This window comes from Streptomyces cinnabarinus, assembly GCF_027270315.1.
GTDB classification, from domain to species: Bacteria; Actinomycetota; Actinomycetes; order Streptomycetales; family Streptomycetaceae; genus Streptomyces; species Streptomyces cinnabarinus.
In genome coordinates, this window is record NZ_CP114413.1 from 6,707,894 (window position 1) to 6,724,271 (window position 16,378).

The 16,378-nt window shown below is 72.0% G+C and carries 7 protein-coding genes; 4 read left to right on the forward strand and 3 right to left on the reverse strand.

What is annotated here, in order from left to right; genetic code table 11:
* Positions 1-33 precede the first annotated feature (33 nt).
* Positions 34-309, forward strand: a complete 276-nt coding sequence (locus STRCI_RS30485; protein ID WP_269662151.1) for an acyl carrier protein — start codon at positions 34-36, stop codon at positions 307-309.
* A 147-nt stretch (positions 310-456) separates the two neighbouring features.
* Here STRCI_RS30485 and STRCI_RS30490 read toward each other — a convergent pair whose 3' ends face one another.
* The 3 genes from STRCI_RS30490 to STRCI_RS30500 form a co-directional block, all read right to left on the reverse strand.
* Positions 457-1,800, reverse strand: coding sequence for an NAD(P)/FAD-dependent oxidoreductase (locus STRCI_RS30490; protein WP_269662152.1), 1,344 nt, complete (start codon positions 1,798-1,800; stop codon positions 457-459).
* 25 nt (positions 1,801-1,825) lie between these two features.
* A complete protein-coding gene (locus tag STRCI_RS30495) occupies positions 1,826-2,101 on the reverse strand; it encodes a hypothetical protein (RefSeq protein ID WP_015657263.1) in 276 nt (91 codons plus the stop codon).
* An 80-nt stretch (positions 2,102-2,181) separates the two neighbouring features.
* Positions 2,182-2,943, reverse strand: coding sequence for a thioesterase II family protein (locus tag STRCI_RS30500; protein ID WP_269662153.1), 762 nt, complete (start codon positions 2,941-2,943; stop codon positions 2,182-2,184).
* A 346-nt stretch (positions 2,944-3,289) separates the two neighbouring features.
* Here STRCI_RS30500 and STRCI_RS30505 point away from each other — a divergent pair, with 346 nt between their 5' ends.
* The 3 genes from STRCI_RS30505 to STRCI_RS30515 are packed head-to-tail and all read left to right on the forward strand — an operon-like array spanning position 3,290 to position 16,303.
* Complete coding sequence (locus STRCI_RS30505; RefSeq protein ID WP_269662154.1) at positions 3,290-3,598, forward strand: acyl carrier protein; 309 nt, start codon at positions 3,290-3,292, stop codon at positions 3,596-3,598.
* A complete protein-coding gene (locus STRCI_RS30510; RefSeq protein WP_269662155.1) occupies positions 3,591-9,644 on the forward strand; it encodes a type I polyketide synthase in 6,054 nt (2,017 codons plus the stop codon). The genes STRCI_RS30505 and STRCI_RS30510 overlap by 8 nt, the downstream gene beginning before the upstream one ends.
* Before the next feature lie 2 nt (positions 9,645-9,646).
* On the forward strand, positions 9,647-16,303 hold the full coding sequence (locus tag STRCI_RS30515) for a type I polyketide synthase (RefSeq protein WP_269662156.1): 6,657 nt from the start codon (positions 9,647-9,649) through the stop codon (positions 16,301-16,303).
* The last annotated feature ends 75 nt before the right edge of the window (positions 16,304-16,378 follow it).

The following is a 16,378-nucleotide window of genomic DNA, read 5'->3' on the forward strand; positions in this document are numbered from 1 at the left end:
CCGATTCCCGTTCCCCTTCTCCAGGAGGCATCCATGACCCTGTCCGAATCCCCTTCGCCCGGCTTCACCCTCGCCGATCTGCTCCGGCTGCTGGGCGAGAGCGCCGGTATCCCCGAGGGCATCGACCTGGCGGCCGAGGACGTCGTGGACACGCCGTTCTACCGGCTCGGCTACGACTCGCTCGCGCTGCTCCAGGTGACCGGCCGGCTCAAGCGGGAGTACGGGCTGATGCTGCCCGACACGATCGTCGCCGACGCCCCGACCCCGCGCGCCCTGCTCACCGTCATCGCGCAGGCGCGTGCCGCCTGAAGCGGCGCGCGCCTCGCGCGCGCCGCTTCGCGGCACGGCACACACAGAGCCGGCCGCGTACCTTCCCGGAAGTTCCGGAGAAGGTACGCGGCCGGCTGCTTGCGCTCCAGCTCTGGCGCTCTCCCGGCTGGGGGAGGGCCGGGTGGGTCAGAAGCTGGGCGCGGCGGTGGGGGACCTCAGCTGGCCCAGGTACGGGTGCCACAGGTGGGTCGGGTCGTTCTCCACGGCCTCGATGATCTCCCACATCGCGGAGAGCGCCTTCGGCTCCTGGTCGTCGTAGACGTCGCCCTGGAGCATCTTGAGGATGTCCAGCCGGTAGCGGTCGTCCTGGACGAAGGCGGTGAACAGGATGTTGAGGCGGTAGTAGGCCTCGATGAAGCGGTGCCAGTAGCCCACCGCCTTGCGGAGCTTGTTCTCGTAGGCGGAGAACCGCTCGTGCTTGAAGTCACCGGCCTCGGCGGCGGCGATGATGTCCTTCGCGGCGAGCCGGGCGCTGTTGAGCGCGACGGAGACACCGGAGGAGAAGATCGGGTCCACGAAGCGGGCGGCGTCGCCGATGAGGACGTAGTTGTCGCCGGCGATCTGCTTCATGCCGTAGCTGTAGTCCCCCTCCGTCTTCATCGGCTTGACCTGCTCGCAGTTCTTCAGCACGTCGAGCAGTTCGGGGCGGGAGGCCACGGTCTCCCAGAAGTACTTCTCGCGGTCGCCGCCGTACTCCTGGAACCGCTTCTTCTGGCTGACCACACCGATCGAGGTGATCGTGTCGGTGATCGGGATCTGCCACACCCAGGTGTCGAGCAGGGGGAGGAAGTGGATGAAGATGTAGTCGGCCTGGTCCTTGTTGACGGCGAGGGCCTTGCGGTCCAGACCGTCGAACCACGTGTGCACGGCGTACTGGTTGAAGACCGGGTCCGGGATCTTGGACTTGAGCTGGGTGCCCAGACGGGTCTGCCGGCCACTGGCGTCGACGACCATCTTCACCGGGATCTGCGTCGACGAGGCGCCGACCTTCACCTCCACGACCGGCAGTTCGCCGTCGAAGTCGACCTTGCCGACCCGGACGCCCTGGAACACCTTGGCACCCAGCTCCTCGGCGTGCTTGAGGAGGATGTGGTCGAACTTGCTGCGGTCCACGTGGAAGGTGTGGTCCCGGTCCACGCCGTCCTGGTCCCGCTCGCTGAACAGGACCTCGGCGGCACGGAAGTCGTGGTTCAGGCCACGGAAGCCGTTGTGGTTGATGTCGCGGTCCTCGGCGGAGGTCCAGGCGGCACCGAACTTCTTCGGGAAGCCGGCCGCCTCGATCTTGTCCATGGCCCCGATCTCCAGGAGCACCGGGGTGGTGGCCGGGACCAGGGACTCGCCGACGTGCTCACGAGGAAAGTTCTCCGCCTCGAACACGGCCACGGACAGACCGGCCTTGGCCAGGTACGAGGCCACGGTCGATCCCGCGGGGCCGCCGCCGATGACTGCGACGTCGAATTGTGCGTCCACGATGCTCTCTCTTCCTTCGGTCGGTTCAGGCAGCGGGCTGCGGGGCCAGGGAGTAGACCATGTCCGTGATGGCAGCCAGGTTGGCGAAGTGCCGGCCGGTGATGTGGGTCGGGGGCACGACGACCCCCAGCTCGGTGCGGATGAACGAGAGCAGCAGGGAGGTGTTCATGGAGGTGAGGACGCTCCACTCCAGCAGCGGGGTGTCGTCCGTCAGCTCCGAAACCTCGCTCTCACCGAGGAACTGCTGCTCGATGTACTCGCCGATCCTGCGACGGATCTCTTCTTGGGACAGCGCCGCCACTGGGGCCTCCTGTTGGTCTCGGGCTTGAGCGTGGGGGGAGAGCCGTACTGCCCGAGATGCTGGGCGCAGTCGGTTGAGGTTCACTCGGCAACGGCTCGGGCGACCGCGCCACGAGCCGCCGGAATCCGGCCCGCCGTGGCCGCGAACCTGGTCAGCCGGGTGCTCAGCGCGGCCCTGAACTCCGGCTCCTGGATGAAGAAATGGCCGCCGGAGACCAGGGTGAGATCGAAGACCCCGGTGGTGATCCGCGACCACGCGGCCATCGAGGAGGCGTCGGTCAGCACGTCCTTGCGCCCGGCGAACGCGGCCACCGGGACCGTCAGCCGCGCACCCGGGGCGTGCGAGTAGGTCTCCACGACCCGCAAGTCGGCCCGGATCGCCGGGAGATAGAACTTCAGCAGCTCCGGCTCGGCCAGCAGCGCCTCGGGCAGCCCGCCGATCCGCTGCAGCCCCTGGACGAAGCCGTCGTCGGGCAGATGGTGGAAGGGTCGGTGCGACAGCGGCTCGGTGGGACCGTTGCGCCCGGACACCAACAGCAGTTGCGGTGGCGTCCCTTGGGCCGTCAGCACCCGTGAGGCCTCGTAGCCGAGCAGCGAGCCGAAGCTGTGCCCGAAGATCGCGTACGGCTCGTGCCGACGCTCGCCGATCAGCCGTACCGCCTCCTCGGTCAGCGCGGTCAGACCGTGCAGCAGGGGCTCGCGCACCCGGGTGCCATGGCCGGGCAGCTCCAGCGGTACGACGGTGACGTGATCGGGGAGATCGGCCGCGAGCCGGATGTAGGGATGCGCGCTGCCACCCGCGTGGGCCAGGCAGAACAGCGTCAGTTGCGGGTCGGTGGTCAAGGGAGGGTTCCTTCCGCGCTCGGAGGGAGGTCGGCGGACCTTGTTCGACGGGGATCGGAACAGGGGGCGCTCAAGTCGCCGTCGACAGGGGTTCGAGAGGGGAGGGGGTGAGTCCGCCCCCTCTGGCCGGAATGCATCGAACTGATGTAGCCGTTCCGGGGCCCGCAGGACCGCTGGCTCCAAGGGGGCGGACGGGCCGGACTCTGGTGGTCCAGACGCCCGTTCACGCCGGGAACCCCCTTCTGGGACGGTCGAGGACCGGCCAACCCCGGGCTCTCTCAAGGGCGTCTTGAGTCCGTCTCCCTACCGTCGCTTTCGGCCGCACTTGAGGGAGAGAGGTGCCACGGTGAGCGGAACTGCGCAGGGGGTCACCCCCCAGGAGATCACCCCCGAAGCGGTGGAGAACTGGCTGGTGGAGCAGATAGCCCAACGAACCCTGCTGCCGCCGGCGACGGTGTCGGTCCACCTCTGCTTCGACGAGTTCGACATCGATTCCGCGGACAGCCTGGTCATCACCACGGCTCTGGCGCAATGGCTCGGATTCGAGGTGGATCCGCGCGCCCTCGTCAGGTATCCGACGATCCGGTCCCTGGCGGGATACCTGGCGGGCCTACGCCGTCAGGTCACAACGGGAGGTATTCCGGTCCATGGCTGAGAACCGACGGTTCGAGCCCCGCCCCGACGACATCGCTGTCGTCGGGGTCGGTTGCCGCTTCCCCGGCGGCGTACGCGACCTGGACGGACTGTGGCGGGTGCTGATGGACGGCGTGGACGTCGTCGCGCCGGTGCCCGCGGACCGCTGGAGCGACGAGTTCCACCACCCCGACCGGCACAACCCCGGTACCACTTACTGCCGTGAGGGCGGATTCCTCGACGAGATCGACCGGTTCGACGCCGACTATTTCGGCGTCTCGCCGCGTGAGGCCCGGGGCATGGACCCGCAGCAGCGGCTGCTGCTGGAGGTCTGCTCCGAGGCCATGGAGGACGCGGGCCTGCCGCGCGGCGCCTGGGAGGGCAGCCGGACCTCCGTGCACATGGGCATTCTCGGCTCCGACTATCTGCTGCTGCACGCGCGGACCTCCGGGATCCGCGCCATAGACCCCTATTTCGCCTCCGGCAAGGAGTTCAGCTTCGCCGCCGGACGCATTGCCTACACCTTCGGGCTGCACGGCCCGGCGATGACTGTCAACACCGCCTGCTCCTCCTCGCTCGTCGCCGTCCACCTCGCCTGCCAGGCGCTGCGCAACGGCGAGGCCGACGCCGCGCTGGCCGGTGGCGTCAATGTGATCGTCGCGCCCGAACTCTCCGTTTTCATGGGCAAGGTGCAAGCGCTGTCCCCGACCGGACGGTGCCGCCCCTTCGACGCCCGCGCCGACGGCATCGTCCGCGGCGAGGGTTGCGGGGTCGTCGTACTCAAGCGCTACGCCGACGCGGTACGCGACCATGACCGCATCCACGGGCTGATCCGCGGTTCGGCCGTCAACCAGGACGGCCGCAGCGCCGGACTCACCGCCCCCAACGCCGTCGCGCAGCAGGACCTGCTGCGCGCGGCGCTGGCGTCGGCGTCCGTCACGCCCGAGGAGCCGGTGTTCGTCGAGGCACACGGCACCGGCACCCCGCTCGGTGACCCGCTGGAGATCTCCGCCCTCACCGAGGTGATCGGGAAGACCCGGTCCGCCGAGTCACCGCTGCTGGTCGGCTCGCACAAGGCGCACTTCGGGCACATGGACTCCGCCGCCGGTATCGCCGGTCTCCTCAAGACGCTGCTGGTGCTGCGCCACCGCACGGTCCCGGGCCAGATCCACCACGTCTACCCGGCGCCGATGATCGACTGGGAGTCCTCCGGCACGCACGTCCCGGTGGAGCACGTACGGCTGCCCGACGACCAGCGTCAACTGACCGCCGGAGTGAGCGCGTTCGGGCTCTCCGGCACCAACGCGCACGTGGTCCTCGGCAGCGCGCCGCAGCCCGCGGCCACCGAGCCCGCGGCCGATTCCGCTGCCGGACCGCACACCCTGCTGGTCTCCGCGACCACCGCCGACGGACTGCGCGCACTCGCCGCGGACTACGCCGCCCGGCTCACCGACCCGGTCGCCCCCCTCGCCGCGGCCGCCGCCGTGCGCCGCACCCATCACAAGCACCGGATCGCCGTGGTCGGCAAGGACGCCGCCGAACTCACCGCGGCGCTCGCCGACGCCGACGGCAGCCGGGCCGCCGACCGTCCGCCCAAGCTCGTCCACGTCTTCTCCGGACAGGGCTCGCAGTGGCCGAAGATGGGCCTCGACCTCGCCCAGAGCGAGCCCGTGGTCCGCGACACCCTCGACGACATCGACGAGCTGCTGCGCGCCGAGGCCGGCTGGTCCCTGTACGACGTCCTGCGCGACGCCGACCCGGCCCGGGTGAAGGCCACCGACGTGGCCCAGCCCGCGGTGTTCGCGGTCCAGGTCGCGCTCGCCCGGCTCTGGCAGTCCTGGGGCGTGCGCCCCGACGCGGTGATCGGCCACAGCATGGGCGAGGTCGCCGCGGCCCACATGGCCGGAGCGCTCGAACTCGAGGACGCCGTACGGCTGGTGACGCACCGCGGGCGGCTGATGCACGCCGCCGCCGGCACCGGCCGGATGGCCAATGTCGAGCTCGGCGCCGACCAGGTCGCCGAACGGCTCGCGGCCGGCCACCCCGAGGTGTGCGTCGCCACCGAGAACGGGCCCGCCTCCGTCGTCATCGCCGGACCCAAGGAGGCCGTGGAGGCCGCGGTCCGCGAACTCGCCGACGACGGCGTGAACGTGGTCTCGCTCCCGGTCGACTACGCCTTCCACTCCCCGCTGATGCAGCCCTACGCCGACGAACTGGCTTCGCTGCTCGCGGACTTGACGCCTTCGACGCCGGCCGTGCCGTTCCTGTCCACCGCCCTGCCGGGGCAGGACGTCCCGCTGGACGCCGCGTACTGGAGCGCCAACCTCCGTGAGGCGGTGCGGCTGTGGCCCGTCGTCGACACACTGCTCGCACAGGGCGAGACGGCGTTCGTCGAGATCGGCGCGCATCCTGTGCTGGCCCGGCCGCTCCAGTCCTCGCTCGCCCATCGCGAGCGGCGCGGACCGGTCGTCTCCTCGCTGGTCCGCGGCCAGAACGGCCCCACCATGCTGGCCCGTTCCCGGGCCAAGCTGCACGAGGCGGGTGTCGAGGTCGACTGGGCCACGGCGCACGGGGCGCCGGTGCGGCCGGTGTCGTTGCCGCCGCACCGCTGGGCCGACGAGCGGTTCTGGCTGGACGGTGTGGAGCGCGGTGAGCAGGGCTCGGGGCCGGCCGATCTGAGCGGGCTGCGGGCCGAGGTGCGGCTCGTGGACGCGAGCGGGAAGGTCGTGGCGGAGCTTGCTGCCGACCGGCCCGAGGTCGTGGCTCCGGCTCCTGCTCCGGCAACTGTGGCTCCGGCTGCGGTTGTTGAGGCTCCTGTCGCTCTTGAGCAGGTCGTTGAGGAGGCCGTCGAGGAGGCCGCGCCGGTCGCTCTCGACCGGGAGCACGTGGCGTCCACGGTTCACTCCGTGCTCATCAAGATCCTTGGGCACGGGCCGCGGAAGCGGTTGCCGCGTACCCGGGGGTTCTTCGAGCTGGGTGTCGACTCGATCTCCGTCGCGGAGTTCGGGCGCATGGTGGCGGAGCAGTTGCGGGTGCCTGTCGACGGGGCGGATGCGCTGGCGCACGGCACGATCGATGGGTTTACCGACTACATCATGACGTTGACGCCGGAGGGCGCCGCCGAGGGTGTTCTCGAGCCTGTCGCTGAAGAGGCGCCGGAGATTTCCTCGGAGAGTGCCTCGACAGGTGATTCCGTCCCTGCCGCGCCGTCTGGGCCGGTCGCGCAGTTCCCCGCGCCCCTTGGCGGCGCCTCTGAGCCGGTCGTTCGTGCGGAGCCCTCGGTTCCTGCTCCCGAGTCCGACGACGCTGTCGAACCCGTCGCCATCGTCGGCATCGGATGCCGGCTCCCGGGTGGGGTTTCCGGGCCGTCGGACTTCTGGCGGCTGCTCGACGAGCGGGTCGACGCCAGTGGTGATGTGCCCGCCTCGCGCTGGGACGCCGCGGCCTTAGACGGGGTACCCGCGCGTGGGTCGTTCCTCGGGGACGTCGACGGGTTCGACAACTCCTTCTTCCGGATCTCGCCCCGCGAGGCCCGCACCATGGACCCGCAGCAGCGGCTGTTCCTGGAGGTGGCCTGGGAGGCGCTGGAGGACGCCGGGGTGCGGGCCGACCGGATGAGCGGCAGCCGTACCGGAGTGTTCGTCGGCCTCAACACCACCGACTACCAGCAGCTGGTGACACGCAGTCAGGCCGATGTGGACCTGTACTACGGCACCGGCAACTCCTTCAGCGCGACCGCCGGACGCATCTCGTACTTCCTGGGGCTGCGCGGTCCGAGCCTCGCCGTGGACACCGCCTGCTCCTCCTCGCTCACCGCCGTGCATCTGGCCTGCCAGAGCCTGCGCGCCGGGGAGAGCAAGCTGGCGCTGGCCGGCGGGGTGAACGTGATGGCCACCCCGACGGTCTTCCTCTCCATGGGGGCGGCCGGGGCGCTCGCGCCCGACGGACGGTGCAAGACCTTCGACGACTCCGCCGACGGCTACGGCCGAGGCGAGGGCGCCGGTGTGGTCATCCTCAAGAAACTCTCGACCGCGTTGCGCGACGGTGACCGGGTGTACGCGATCATCCGCGGCAGCGCGGTCAACCAGGACGGGGCCAGCGGCGGGTTCACCGTGCCCAGCGGCACCGCCCAGGAAGAGGTCATCCTCTCCGCCCTCGACCAGGCCGGGATCGAACCGCACGAGGTGTCGTACGTCGAGGCGCACGGCACCGGCACCCGGCTCGGCGACGCCGTCGAACTGCGCGCCCTGGCAGGCGCGTTGGGCACCGGACGCCCTGGTGACCGGCCGCTGCTGGTGGGCTCGGTGAAGACCAACGTCGGCCATCTGGAGGCCGCCGCCGGAGTCACCGGACTGATCAAGACGGTGCTGGCGCTCGGCCGGGAGCGCATCCCCGCCCAGCTCCACCTGTCCGAGCCGACCGGACAACTGGACTGGCAGAAGCTGCCGTTGGCGGTGGCCGGTGAACCCGTGCCGTGGCCGCGCGGCGAACGGCCCCGGATCGCGGGCATCAGCGCCTTCGGCTTCACCGGTACCAACGCGCACGTCCTGGTCCAGGAGGCCCCCGAGCAGCCGGCGACCCCGGCCGCGACCGGGCCGGCCCGGCCCTGTGTGCTGACCGTGTCGGCCGCGACGCCGGACGCCCTGACTGCCGCCGTGGCCCTGATGCGGGAGCGGGTGGCGGCCACCCCGGACGGTGAACTCGCCGACCTGTGCTGGACGTCGGGCGCCCGCCGAGCCCATCTCGCGCACCGGGTCACCGCCGTGGGACGCACCCGTGAGGAAGTCCTCGCCGCGCTGGACCGGGCCCACCCGGTACAGGCCCGGGACGACGCGGCCGTGCTCTTCGTCTACGGCCGCACCCCGGCCGACATGTCCGGCTACGAGGAAGCGCTGGCCGGTGACCCCGAGGCCGCGGACATCTACCGCACGGCCCTGGCCGAGGCTCATGAGGCGCTGCGCGCCGAGCTCGGCGAGAGCGACGGCCCGGCGCTCCCGGGCAGCGTGGAGCACGCGGGCGAGGTGTTCGCCGGCCAGCTCGCCACGACCGCGCTGTGGAAGGCGCTCGGCGTCGAGCCCGACGCGGTCGTCGGATGGGACATCGGCGAGTACGCCGCCTCCGTCGTAGCGGGCGACCTCACCCTCCTGAACGCCGTACGGCTGCTCGCGGCCGGAGTGCCCGTGCCCGCGCAGCCCGACGGGGCGAGGGTGGCCCGCCACTCCGCCGCGAACGGCTGGTCGGGTCTGGCCAACGAGGTCATCATGTCCGGCATCGACGTCCTGCTGGACATCGGCACCGGCAGCCGCGCCATCCGGATGCTCGGCGCCGCCCTGGACGCGGCGGCGGAACCCGGCGAGTCCATCCCGGTCCAGCTCACCGCGCCGCGCAGGCGTCAGCCCAGCGGTGTCGAGAAGGCCTACCTCGGCCCGGTCGACCTGCTGGAACTGGCGGCCACGCTGCACGCCCACGGGGCGAACGTCGACTGGGACCGGCTGGTCCCCGGCGCGCACCGGCCCGTGACGCTGCCCGCCTACCCCTGGCAGCGCAAGCCCTACTGGGTGGACACTCCTTACGCGGTGGAACCCCGCCCGCAGTCCGAGCCGCAGCCCGTGGCCGAGACCGCGCCGGAGCCCGCCGGTGATCTCGCCACCGAGCTGCTCGCGCTGCCGCCCGACCGGCGGGCGGAGCGGCTGGTCGACCTGCTGCTCAGGCTTGTCGCGCAGGTGCTCGGCGAGGAGGCCGATGTCTCGCCCGACCAGGGCTTCTTCGACCTCGGTATGGACTCGGTGCTCTCCCAGGACCTCAAGCAGCGCGCCGAACGCGAGCTGGGCCTGGAACTGCCCGGCACCGTCATGTTCGAGTGCCCCAATGTCACGTCCTTCGCCCGCTTCGTCCTCGACGAAGTGCTCACCGAACCCCAGGACCTGACCGGACCCGCGGCGGCGGCAGCCGCCGAGGAGCCGGCCGAGGACCTGACAGATCCCGCAGATCTCGACGACGACGACCTGCTGAGCCGTCTCGACGACGCGCTGGCGTCGTCCGAAGCCCTGTTGACCGAGGGAGACTGACCATGACGACCCCGGACTACCGGGCCCGCCTCGTCGAAGCCGTCCGCACCATCGAGAGGCTCCAGGGCGAGCTGGCGAAGAACCGCAGCCGGCCGCTGGACGAGCCGATCGCCGTCATCGGGCTCGGCTGCCGCCTGCCCGGCGGTGCCGACAGCCCCGACTCGCTGTGGCGGATGCTGGTGGACGGCACCGACACCATCCGGGAGTTCCCGGCGGAACGCGGTGACGCCCAGGCGGTCTTCGACGACGACCCCGACCGGCCCGGCAAGGCGTACGTCACCCAGGGCGGCTTCCTCGACGAGCGGGTGGACCTCTTCGAGCCCGGTGTGTTCGGGATCTCGCCGCGCGAAGCCGTCGGCATGGACCCGCAGCAGCGGATCGTGCTGGAGGTGGCCTGGGAGGCGCTGGAGCGGGCCGGTTACGCACCGGACCGGCTGACCGGCAGCTCCACCGGCGTCTACTTCGGCGTCTCCACCACCGACTACGCCCGGCTGAGGCAGAGCGAGGGCGACATCCGGGACGTCGACGCCTACCAGCTGGTCGGCGAGCCGAGCTTCGTCGCCGGCCGGATCTCCTACACTCTCGGCCTGATGGGACCGAGCAAGGTCATGGACACGACCTGCTCGTCCTCCCTGGTCGCCCTGCACGAGGCCTGCCAGGACCTGCGCACCGGCGAGTGCGACATGGCGCTCGCCGGCGGCGTCAACCTGATGCTCTCGCCGTACGGCTTCGTCATGATGAGCAAGTTCGGCGGGCTCTCCCCGGACGGCCGCTGCAAGACCTTCGACGCGAGCGCCAACGGCTATGTGCGCGGTGAGGGCGCCGGTGTGGTCGTCCTCAAGCGCTACTCCGACGCCCAGCGCGACGGCGATCCGGTGCTCGCCCTGGTGCGCGGCTCGGCCGTCAACCACGACGGCCGCAGCAGCGGACTCACGGTGCCCAACCCGGCCGCCCAGCAGGGCGTCATCCGCGGCGCCCTGGAGCAGGCCGGGATCGCCCCCGGTGACGTGGACTACATCGAGGCGCACGGCACCGGCACCGCGCTCGGCGACCCGATCGAACTGCGCGCCCTCCAGGCCGTGATCGGGCGCAACCGCCCGGCGGACAGCCCGCTGAAGGTCGGCTCCATCAAGACCAACATCGGTCACCTGGAGTCGGCGGCGGGCATCGCCGGGGTGCTCAAGCTGGTCCTCGCCCTCCAGAACGGCGAGCTCCCGCCGCACCTGCACTTCAACGACCCCAACCCGAACGTCGACTGGGGCAAGCTGAACGTCGAGGTCACCAAGGACGGCGGCGCCTGGGGCGACACCGGCGACCGGCCGCGCATCGGCGGCATCAGCAGCTTCGGCGCGAGCGGCACCAACGCGCACGCCGTCATCAGCGCCGTACCCGAGCGGGCCGAGGCCGTCGAGTACGGCGGACCCGAGGTGCTGACCCTGTCCGCGCACTCCGCGGAGGGCCTGGCCGCGCTGGCCGGACGCTACGCCGGACACCTGCGCGCCCACCCGGGGGCGCCGCTCGCCGACATCAGCTGGACCAGCCAGGTCGGCCGGTCCCGGCAGCGCAACGGGCTCGCCGTCACCGGCACCGACGCCGGTGAACTCGCCGAGGCGCTGGAGACGTTCGCGCGCGGTGAGCGGGCCTCCGGCGTCGTCACCGCCGAACTGCCCGTCCACAAGCACCGCAAGACGGCCTGGCTGTTCACCGGCCAGGGTTCGCAGTACGCCGGAATGGCCCGCGGACTGGCCGACGAGCCCGCCTTCCGCGGCCCCTTCGACGAGGTCGCGGCCCTCTTCGACGCGCGGCTGGACCGCCCGCTGGCGTCGGTGGTGTGGCCGGAGCCCGGCGAGGACTCCCCGGTCGATGACACCCGCTACACCCAGCCCGCGCTGTTCGCGGTGGAGTACGCGCTCGCCCGGATGTGGCAGTCCTGGGGCCTGAAGCCCAGCGGACTGCTCGGCCACTCCATCGGCGGCATCGTCGCCGCCTGCATCGCCGGAGTCTTCGAACTGCCGGACGCTGTCCGGCTGGTCGCGGCCCGCGCCGCCCTGATGGCCGCGCTCCCGGCGGGCGGCGCGATGGCCGCCCTGGACTGCGACGAGGCGACGGCCCGCGCGGCCATCGCCGGACACCGCGACACGGTGTCGCTGGCCGGGGTCAACGGCCCCTCCAGCGTGGTGATCTCGGGTGCCGCCGCCGATGTGGACGCGGTGCGCACGGCGCTGGAGGCGCGCGGCATGCGCACCACCCGGCTGACCGTCAGCCACGCCTTCCACTCCCCGCTGCTGGCGCCGATGCTCGCCGACTTCCGCGAGGTCGTACAGTCGCTGACCTACCGGATGCCGACCCTGCCGCTGATCTCCGACCACACCGGGCGCGCCTGGACCGCCGAGGACAGCGGCCCGGAGTACTGGGTGCGGCACGCGGCCGGCACGGTCCGCTTCCACGACGGCCTCACCGCGCTGCACGCGGAAGGGGCCCGCACCTTCCTGGAGATCGGCCCCTCCCCGGTGCTCAGCGGCATCGGCGAGCGCACCGGCCTGGACGGCGACTGCCTGTATGTGCCGTCCCTGTACAAGCCGAGGGCCGGCGCACCCGAGGACCGCACCGCCGTCCAGCGGGCGCTGGGTCTGCTGCACCTGCGCGGTGAGACCGTGGACTGGACGGCGGTGCACTCGGGCACCGGACGCGCCCCGCGCCGGGTGGCCCTGCCGGTCACCCCCTGGAACGGCGAGCGCTACTGGTACGAGGAGCGCCGGGAGGCACCCCGGGCCGCCGCCGCGGGCACTCCGGTGCCGCAGGCCGGGACCCGGCTGCACAGCGCCGTACCGACCTATGAGCTCCAGCTCGACGCGCCGGACTGGGACCGCTTCGCGCGCACCGGTGCGGACGGCTTCCGGTTCCTGCCCGTCGGCTCGCTGGGCCGGGCGGCGCGGGCCGCGGCCGGGGACGCGCTCGGCGGTGTGTGGTCCTGCGTCGAGAAGCTCGACGTGTTCCGGCCGCCGCCCATGGACCGGGCCGGACGGGTCCTGCAGATCACCGTCGACACCGACGACGACGGCTGCGCGATCGTCACCCTGCACAGCCAGACCCCGGCCGAGGCCGCCGCCGGAGCGCCCTGGACCCGGCATGCCCGCGCCGTGCTGCGACGCCGGGCGAGCTCCCGCTCGCGGCACTCCGCCCCGACCCTCGCCGGACACGAGTACGAGGACGAACTCCACTACGAGACGGCCTCGTTGTCGGACGCGCTGATCGGCGCCGTGGTCTCCGCGCGACGCGGTGACGAGGGCGTGCTGGTGGCCCTCGGCCTGGACAGCGAGGAGACCGCCGACCACGCGGTGCAGGTCTTCGACGCGGCCGTCGCGGCCGTCTCCTGGAGCGCGGGCCTGAGCAAGGCGGGCTTCGCGGGCCGGGTCACCGAGGCCACCATGGAGTCCCTGGACCGCGCCCGCTACGTCCGGGCCATCGCCCAGGCCGGCAAGGAGCCCGGCACGGTCTCCGGCAGCGTTGACCTGTTCTCCGAGGACGGCGCCTACCTGGGCGGCATCCGGGAGCTGATGGTCGTCACCGAGCCCGCGTCCTCCTCGGCCCCGGCCCCGGCGCCCTGGCGGGACCCGGAGGAACTGCTCACTCGGCTGGAGTGGCAGGAGATCGAACCGGCCGCCGCCGCACCGGAGTTGTCCGGGCAGGGCTGGCTGCTGGTGCCCGACCGCACCGGCACCGCCCGCCGGCTGGCCACGGCCCTGCGGGCGCTCGGCGCGCACTGCCGGATCGAGGAGTCCGGCGCCCCCGACCTGGACGACTGGCTGCGCGATCTGCCCGACGGGGTCGCCCCGCACCGGGTCGTGCTGCTGACCGGTCTGGACGCGCCCCGCCCGGACGCGGCCGACGCGGAGTCGCTGACCGCCTTCCGGGACCGCGCCGAACTGGCCGCCGTCGCCCTGGTCCAGGGCCTGACGGCCCGCGCTGCCTGCACGAGGACCGGGCTCAGCCTGGTCACCCGGGGCGCGGTGCCCGCGCTGGCGGAACAGGGCGTCACCTCGCCCTTCGCCGGGACGCTCTGGGGCCTCGGCCGGGCGATCGCGCTGGAGCACCCAGAGCACTGGGCCGGCGCGATCGACCTCGACCCGGACCCGGAGGGGGAGACCGGCGAGGGCGCGGCGCTGGCCGCGGCGCTCGCCGACACCGCCGCCGAGGACCAGCAGGCGCTGCGCGGCGACTCGCGCCGGGTGGCCCGGCTGGTGAAGTACCCGCTCACCGCCGACGAACTGCGGCGACGGCCGACGATCGACCGCCAGGGCGCCTATCTGATCACCGGCGCGTTCGGCGGCATCGGCCAGGCCCTCGCCCGCAAGCTCGCCGACAACGGCGCGGGCAAGCTCGTCCTGCTCGGCCGCACCCCGCTGCCGCCCCGGCAGCAGTGGAACGACCCCACGCTCACCGGCTCGGTCCGCGAACGCGTCGACTTCGTCTCCGGGCTGGAGGAGACCGGGGTCCTGGTCGACGTGGTCGCGGCCGACGTCAACGACATCGAGGACATGCTGCCGGTGATCCAGGGCCTGGCGACCGGCCTGATGCCGCTGCGCGGTGTGGTCCACGCGGCCGGCACCTCGGTCCCGCAGTTCCTGCGGGACATCCCGGTGTCGGACCCGAGCGACTACGACGCCGTGTGGCGGCCCAAGGTGGTCGGCGGCTGGCTGCTGCACCAGCTGACCGAGGGCCTGGAGCTGGACTTCTTCCTCGGCTTCTCCTCGATCGCCGCGACCTGGGGCTCGCAGCACGTCACCAGCTACGCCGCCGCCAACTCCTTCCTCGACGCGCTCGCCGAGTACCGGCAGGCCCAGGGTCTGACCGCGCTCACCGTGAGCTGGGGACCGTGGGAGCTGACGTCCAATCTGTTCGGCGCCGACGTCGTGGAGTTCCTGACCTCCACCGGTCTGCGCATGCTCTCGGCACCGCAGTGTCTGCGGCTGCTGGACGCGCTGCTGGCCGGGGAGGCGCCGCAGGCCGTGGTGTGCGCCGCCGACTGGTCGGTGTACAAGCCGGTGATGGAGGCCCGCGCCGACCGTCCGGTGCTGCGCACCGTCGAGATCGACGAGGGCATCGGATCGGGTACGTCCACGGCGGTGCTCCAGGCCCTGGAGGGCGCCGACACCGCGGGCCGGGCGACCGTGCTGACCGGCTACCTCCAGCAGGTGCTCGGCGAGGTGCTGGCGGTGCCGCCGGAGTCGGTGCTCCCGGAGGCCGACGTGATGTCGCACGGCCTGGACTCGCTGATGGTCATGGAGGTCGTCAAGCGCTGCAAGGGCGATCTGGGCATCAGCGTGCGGCCGAGCCAGTTCTTCGAGCGGACCACGCTGGAGGACTGGGTGCGGCTGCTCGACACCGAGCTCGGCGGTGACGGCGAGGCCGCGCCGGCGCCGGCCGCGGACTGGACGGAACCGGCGCTGATCGCCGCCGACGTCAACCTCGACCCGGCGATCGTGCCGGCCGGACCGGTCGGCGAGGGCTACACGAACCCCGCGAACGTCCTGCTCACCGGTGCCACCGGCTTCCTCGGGGCGTACCTCCTCGACGAGCTGCTGGCCACCACCGACGCCACCGTCCACTGCCTGGTCCGCTGCGACACACCGGAGTCGGGCCTGGCCCGGGTCCGGCAGAACCTGGAGCAGTACCTGACCTGGCGGGAGGGCGCCGACGACCGCATCACGGTGGTCCCCGGCGACCTGGGCAAGCCCCGACTGGGCCTGACGGACGAGGACTTCACCCGGCTCGCGGGCACCCTGGACGCGATCTACCACAACGGCGCCTGGGTCAACTTCTCCTACACCTACGAGCAGTTGCGCCCCGCCAACGTGGGCGGCACCGAGGAGATCCTCCGGCTCGCCTGCGCGGGCCCGGCGCAGATCCCGGTCTCGTACGTGTCGACGTACGGCATCTGGGGCATCCCCGCCGACGGCCGCACCGTGATCGCCGAGGGCGACGACATCCTCGGCGCGGGCAAGCTGGTGACCGGTTACGTCCAGACCAAGTGGGCGGCCGAACTGCTGGTCCGCCAGGCGCAGGAGCGGGGCATCCCGGTGGACATGCACCGGCCCGGCCGTGTCCTCGGCGACTCGCGCACCGGGGCCTGTCTGACCACGCACTTCACCACCCGGGTGATCAAGGGCTGTGTGCAGCTGGGAATGGCCCCCGATCTCGATCTGGAGATCGAGATGACCCCGGTGGACTACGTCACCTCGGCCCTGGTGCGGATCTCGCGCGGGGAGCACGCGTGGGGGCTGACGTACCACCTGGTCAACCGGCGCAAGGCGGCCTTCAAGGAGCTGCTGCTGGCCATGGAGCGGCACGGCTGGGAGTTCCGGACGGTGCCGGTGGAGCAGTGGTGGCGGACCCTCCAGGACTCCTTCGCCGTCAACGACAACGAGCTGCACCCCGTCATGGGGGTGGTCGAGGAGTTCGTCGTCGGTGGCGAGGAGGCCATCGACTACGACGCCACGAACACCGTCCAGGGCCTGACCGGCTCGGGGATCGCTTGTCCTCCGCTCGACGGTTCACTGCTGTCGCTGTACTTCGGGTGGATGGTCCGAACTGGGTACTTGCCTGCACCGTCGCGCAGGGAGAATAATTCATGGCAAGATGAATCCATCAACGGGTGAATTCATGTAGCGGTGACGCCCCCGCCCGTTGCGGAGGCCGACCCGCCGGCCGAGCCAACGTCTGCGGCCCCTGCT

What these genes read in the sequence shown, in the direction of transcription:
- STRCI_RS30485 (WP_269662151.1), top strand. Translation starts at nt 34, where the DNA reads ATGACCCTGTCCGAATCCCCTTCGCCCGGCTTCACCCTCGCCGATCTG.
- STRCI_RS30510 (WP_269662155.1), top strand. Translation starts at nt 3,591, where the DNA reads ATGGCTGAGAACCGACGGTTCGAGCCCCGCCCCGACGACATCGCTGTC.
- STRCI_RS30515 (WP_269662156.1), top strand. Translation starts at nt 9,647, where the DNA reads ATGACGACCCCGGACTACCGGGCCCGCCTCGTCGAAGCCGTCCGCACC.